This is a genomic window from Hydrogenobaculum sp. (assembly GCF_049967395.1).
Lineage (GTDB): Bacteria > Aquificota > Aquificia > Aquificales > Aquificaceae > Hydrogenobaculum.
Genome location: NZ_JBMFST010000049.1, coordinates 5,216 through 10,487 on the forward strand (window position 1 = coordinate 5,216; position 5,272 = coordinate 10,487).

The window sequence follows — 5,272 nt, forward strand, 5'->3', positions numbered from 1 at the left end:
CGTAAGACTAAAAGCTTTGGAATATCAGCAAGACGCTCAAAAAGAGCTTCAAGCTATGCAAGAAAAGGCAGGTAAAGAGTTCACCGAAGCGCTTAAAAATGCGGTTACATCTTATGCAAAATCTCATAACTTAGATGGGGTTTTTGACTGCAACCAAATGCTTTATACTGGCAATCTCGATATAACATCATCTATTATAAAAACCTTAGATAGCGCACACAAATGAAATTATCTGAAATAGCCTCCTTGCTTGGGGGCGTTTCAAACTACATTGTTGACATAGACATCATCGGTGTTAGTTCTGTTTTATCTCAAAAGCCAAATACCATAGTGTTTGTGGATGAAAAACATAAAGATATAACTTTTAAACAAGATATAGTTTATATATCAGAGATGGACTTACAAGCTCCAAATTTTATAAAGGTGCAAAATTTAAAATATGCAATGGCTATAGTCCTTGATGCTCTTTATAAAAGCGAAAAACCAAGAGGAATATCGGACAAGGCTTTTTTAGAAGAAGGTGTATCTGTCGGAACAAATGTTTATATAGGCCCTTTTTCTTATATAGGTAAAAATGTGAGCTTAGGTGATAACGTCTTAATATATCCTTTTACTTATGTAGGAGATAACACTATTGTAGGAGATAACAGTGTTTTGTATAGCGGAGTCCATATATACAAGAATACCGTTATAGGTAAAAATGTAATAATACATTCAGGGGCTGTGATAGGAGCTGATGGATTTGGATACGCTGTAGGGCCAGAAGGCATTAAAAAACTAAACCATATAGGAAACGTTATTATAGAAGATAATGTAGAAATAGGGGCAAATACCACTATAGATAGAGCGCTTCTTGATAGCACTATTATAGGTAAATCTACAAAAATAGACAACCTAGTGATGATAGGACACAATTGTAAGATTGGTCAAAACTGCTTTTTGGTATCTCAAGTGGGACTTTCGGGTAGCGTCAACATAGGGGATAATTCAATACTTGCTGGACAAGTGGGAGTGGCGGACCACGTAAATATAGGCTCAAACGTAAAAGTAGCTGCAAAATCTGGTGTTGCCTACGATCTTCCCTCAAACAACACTTACGGTGCAAACCTACCATCTATAGAGTGGAACAAGTGGAAAAGAGTTTACGTATCTTTGCTAAAGCTTCCAGACATCTTGAAGAAGCTGAATAAACTTTAAAACCAGTTTGCTCTTTGTATATCAAAAACTCTTTTTAAAGCGTAAAAACTCATAAATATGAATATCAATACAAAAAACGTGGGATTTATGTTTGTTTTGGAAGATAAGCTGTAAGGTATTGCTATACCTATACCAAATAAAAAAGCATGCCATAAAAAAGCCTTATACCAATCTATCGTATTTTGGCTTTTAGCTATATAAAAAGACGCTATGCACACCATCAGAAAAGGCAAAAAAGAAAATTCTAGTTTAAATATAAACGTTGATATATATGGAAACGTGTTTAATCCTTCTTTCCTCATTACGATAGCGGTTTTGACAAGCTCTGTAAGAGATTGCTCGTCTGGAGTTTTTATCCAAAGGTTCAAGTCTTTTGGATCTATTTCTGTTTTAAGGTGTAATGTTTGAAAATACGTCTCTTTAAATGGGCTAAAAGATGTTTCTATTCCTTGTTCTAAATCCATGTAACCGTTTTTTACTACAGCTTTTTTAGCTTTTATTATATAGTTAAATTTGTCGTTTTTGACATTTATAATTTTTATGTTGTAAAATAAGCCGTTTGACGTGGCTAAAGATGTTCCTATGAAGGTTTTTTCGTTGTTTTTTTCTTTTGCTATCCAGAGATTTCTAGCTATTCCAAGCTCGTATTTTTGATTTTTTTTATAGACGTGCTCTATGTATTTTAGTTCTTTTGTGGCGTTTGGTATAAAAAATTCGTTTAATATCAAATTTCCAAAAGATACTAAAAGACTTACTACGATAAAGGGCTTAAATATATAGCTTATCGGTATTCCAAAGCTTTGAGGCACCAAAAACATCTTTATCCTTTTTAAGTAGTGACTTGATACAAAAACCGATATGGATACATTGATGGTAGCAGTGTAAAAAAGTACTATCGGTAAAAAGTTTAATATTGTTTGAAAAAGTATTTTTGGGCTTTTCATATGATATGTAATAAAAAAATTTGAGATTTGATATATAAAAAATATTGCTAGAATAGATAGGTAAACCAAGAATATAGCAAGCAAAAAGCGCTTTGTTATAAATCTTAAAAGCATTATTTTTTTTGTTGGGCGGTTTTATAAGGAATAGGTATGTATTGGACAGATGGTACCTGAGAGTTGGTGGGTTGGTCGTAAAGTTCCATAAGCTCATAAACCTCTTCTGGCACATCGGTGTTTATGTTTAACCCCATAGCTTTTAGCTGGTCTACATCAAGAGGATAATCATGCGTAAATTTGCCAGTGGATAAATCCTCTGCTATCTTTTTTGCAACCTCATCAGAATGTCCTTTTTTCTTTAAAAGCTCATATACAAAGCTTTTCATTTGCTCAATAGCTTTTTTAGACACATCGGCCATTATCATGGTTTCATCGTCTATATCTTCTGGTTTTTTCGTCTCAAGCACCTTTAATATAGAAGCAGCTGGCATTTGCCCTATCTGTGGGTCAACGGGCCCTAAAACGGCGTTGTGGTCCATCACTATCTCATCGGCGGAAAGCGCTATCAAAGTTCCCCCGCTCATAGCATAGTGAGGAACTATGACCATAACTTTTGACTTATGTCTTGCCAAGGCGCTAGCTATTTGAGAGGCAGCCAACGCCAATCCCCCAGGGGTATGAAGTATCATAACGATAGGCATATCTTCTGGAGTCATTCTTATGGCTCTTAGCACCTGTTCAGAGTCTTCTATGTTTATAAATTTCATAAAGGCGAATCCAAAAAATGACAACCCCTCTTGTCTATGAATCATCGTGATGACTCTAGCGTTATATTTTTTTTCTATAAGCCTTATCATTGCCTCTCTTTCTCTATTTAAAAGGCTTCTTTTCCAAAAAGGCCATACTACAAAGAAAAATATAAACAAAAACCAAAATAAATTAAAAACCCCACCTATATCTTGATTTGCATTCATATTGATATTATACCATACTTAAAATAAATTTAGAATTGCTCATCTACTATAGGGCTTAATATAGTGGTAAGCCAAAGGCTTAGTCTTATTCCTCTTGAAAGTGCTCTTTTGGTAGTGTTTAAGCTTTTAATAGCCTTGTCTATATCTTCGTTGAAGCCAATTTTTAACATATGTTGCTCTAGCTTTTCTATTAAGCAATCTAAAAGCTCTTCTTTCTCTTTAACATCTTTTATGTTGTCTATTTGAGGGATAGTTTCATAAAAGCGTTTTGAGATAAGCTTGTCGCATAGAGGGTGTTTTGAAGTTTTTCTTTCAAAAAGCTCTAAAACAATAGACCTTGATACTATCGTAGGTATTATGCTTGACAGAGAATCTGCGGTGATGATAAATTTTAGGTAAGAAGGCGGTTCTTCTAAGGTTTTCAGAAGGGCGTTTGAGGCTTCTTTTAACATGTTTTGCGCGTTTGTTATAAGGCATACTTTGTGTGGACTGTAGTTTGGTTTTAGGTTGGCAAAATTTGATATTTCTCTTACGTCATCTATCTTTATAGAATTTTCTTTTCCTATCCACATGAAGTCTGGATGCTTTTCGTAAAATATCTTACAACTGTAACACTCTCCGCAGCCCCACGGGTGCTTTTTTTCACAGAGAATACCCTTTGCATAAGAGAGAGCTAGTTTTTCTACGTCTTTTTTTGTGGATACGATAAGGGTAGAAGTAGGTATTCTTTGATTTAGTTGTACTTTTTCTAAAAATTCTTTTGCGTTCATGTTATCCTTCCACTTTTTTTACAGTTTTTATATGGTTTTTTAGGCTTTTATTAAAATAGATATTGCCAGCTTTATCGCTTACAAAGTAAAGGTAATTAGATTTTGCAGGGTATATGGCGCTTTTTATAGAGTTGATACCGGGATTGCAAATAGGGGTTGGAGGAAGCCCTTTTACAAGATACGTGTTATAGGGGCTTTTTATGGAAAGGTCTTTCTTGGTGAGAGTGCCGTTCCATTTTTCTTCTATTTTCAAAGCATAAACCACGGTAGAATCCATCTGAAGTGGCATATCTTTTTTAAGTCTGTTGTATATTACAGATGCTACAAGCGGTTTATCTTTCAAATACTTAGCCTCTTTTTCCACTATAGAAGCTATTATAATCTGGTCTTTGGTGGGTTTTAAATGATTTTCTTTCATCTTTTCTTTAAAATCCTGATACATCATGTATATTATATCTTTTGGGTTTTCATGCTTGTAAAAAAAATATGTATCTGGAAACAAATATCCTTCAAAACCATCTGATTTTAGACCGAGCTTGTTGGCGTAAGATTTATCTTTGGCGTACTTTAAAAACGCTTTTTTAGAGCATACGCCGTTTTCTTGAAGTCTATTTGCTATATCGTATATATCAAAACCTTCTGGTATTGTGATTTTATGAAGCAAAAACTCTCCTCTTGTTAGCTTTCTATACACTTCAAAAGGGCTCACAAGCCCTTTAAACCTATACTCTCCATATTTTATATGAGCGTGTGTAATATCAAGAAGAGCTTCCAATATGTATTTGTTTGCTATGCCGTTTCTTGAGAGTTTGTCTATAGCCTCTTCTTTGTTTAGCCCGTATATATCTATTGTTTTATTTACTATATGAGGTCTTAAAAGCCAGAAACCAAAGATAAGCACAGTGCCAAAAATTATAAAAGATATTTGTTTATAGGTTTTCTGCATACTCTTTTAATATTATATAGGCACTTATGTGGTCTATCTCTTTTTCATCGCTTAAGCTTTTAGCTTCAAGAGTTGTGTATCTTTCATCTTGTAATACTATTTCTATGTTTAACTCTTTTTTTAAAAGCTCATAAAACTTTTTTACCTTCTTAGCCCTTTGGCCTTCTTTTCCAGAGGGTGTGAGTGGGTATCCAAGCACTATCAAATCTACGCGGTAGGATTTTACTATTTTCTTTAGATTTTCTATCAGATTTTTATCGTTTTGTATTATCTTAAAGGGTTTGTATATCTTTAGATTTTTATCTCCTAAAGCAAGTCCTATCTTTTTTGTTCCGTAATCTATGCCAAGCATCATAATATCTTTTTCTACTCTTTACACCTTCTCCCACTCAAAACTAACTATATTCTTCTTCTCTTTGCTAAACTCTATCCCTATCAAATACA

7 protein-coding genes are annotated in these 5,272 nt (G+C 34.0%); 2 read left to right on the plus strand and 5 right to left on the minus strand.

The window, feature by feature from the left end:
* Positions 1–226: OmpH family outer membrane protein (locus ACP5S8_RS06895; RefSeq protein WP_461876231.1), on the plus strand; the 226-nt coding region annotated here is incomplete at its 5' end.
* Positions 223–1,197, plus strand: a complete 975-nt coding sequence (gene lpxD / locus ACP5S8_RS06900) for a UDP-3-O-(3-hydroxymyristoyl)glucosamine N-acyltransferase (RefSeq protein WP_461876232.1) — start codon at positions 223–225, stop codon at positions 1,195–1,197. The genes ACP5S8_RS06895 and lpxD, both read left to right, overlap by 4 nt.
* Here the strand turns inward: lpxD and ACP5S8_RS06905 are convergent.
* The 5 genes from ACP5S8_RS06905 to ruvX are packed head-to-tail and all read right to left on the minus strand — an operon-like array spanning position 1,194 to position 5,183.
* Positions 1,194–2,255, minus strand: a complete 1,062-nt coding sequence (locus tag ACP5S8_RS06905; RefSeq protein WP_461876234.1) for an LptF/LptG family permease — start codon at positions 2,253–2,255, stop codon at positions 1,194–1,196. The genes lpxD and ACP5S8_RS06905 overlap by 4 nt on opposite strands.
* Positions 2,255–3,112, minus strand: a complete 858-nt coding sequence (locus ACP5S8_RS06910; protein ID WP_461876235.1) for an SDH family Clp fold serine proteinase — start codon at positions 3,110–3,112, stop codon at positions 2,255–2,257. Before ACP5S8_RS06910 ends, ACP5S8_RS06905 begins: the two co-directional genes overlap by 1 nt.
* Positions 3,113–3,141: 29 nt before the next feature.
* Positions 3,142–3,882 carry a DNA polymerase III subunit delta' gene (locus ACP5S8_RS06915; RefSeq protein ID WP_461871232.1) on the minus strand — a complete coding sequence of 247 codons (741 nt, stop codon included), beginning with the start codon at positions 3,880–3,882 and terminating at the stop codon, positions 3,142–3,144.
* 1 nt (position 3,883) lies between these two features.
* On the minus strand, positions 3,884–4,828 hold the full coding sequence (mltG, locus tag ACP5S8_RS06920; RefSeq protein WP_461876236.1) for an endolytic transglycosylase MltG: 945 nt from the start codon (positions 4,826–4,828) through the stop codon (positions 3,884–3,886).
* Positions 4,812–5,183: a Holliday junction resolvase RuvX gene (gene ruvX, locus ACP5S8_RS06925; protein WP_461876237.1), complete on the minus strand. Its 372-nt coding sequence runs from the start codon at positions 5,181–5,183 to the stop codon at positions 4,812–4,814. Before ruvX ends, mltG begins: the two co-directional genes overlap by 17 nt.
* Positions 5,184–5,272 lie beyond the last annotated feature (89 nt).

Excerpts from the sequence above, each read along its gene's own strand:
- ACP5S8_RS06905 (WP_461876234.1), bottom strand. The coding sequence starts at position 2,255 with ATGCTTTTAAGATTTATAACAAAGCGCTTTTTGCTTGCTATATTCTTG.
- lpxD (WP_461876232.1), top strand. The coding sequence starts at position 223 with ATGAAATTATCTGAAATAGCCTCCTTGCTTGGGGGCGTTTCAAACTAC.
- ACP5S8_RS06915 (WP_461871232.1), bottom strand. The coding sequence starts at position 3,882 with ATGAACGCAAAAGAATTTTTAGAAAAAGTACAACTAAATCAAAGAATA.
- ruvX (WP_461876237.1), bottom strand. The coding sequence starts at position 5,183 with ATGATGCTTGGCATAGATTACGGAACAAAAAAGATAGGACTTGCTTTA.
- ACP5S8_RS06910 (WP_461876235.1), bottom strand. The coding sequence starts at position 3,112 with ATGAATGCAAATCAAGATATAGGTGGGGTTTTTAATTTATTTTGGTTT.
- mltG (WP_461876236.1), bottom strand. The coding sequence starts at position 4,828 with ATGCAGAAAACCTATAAACAAATATCTTTTATAATTTTTGGCACTGTG.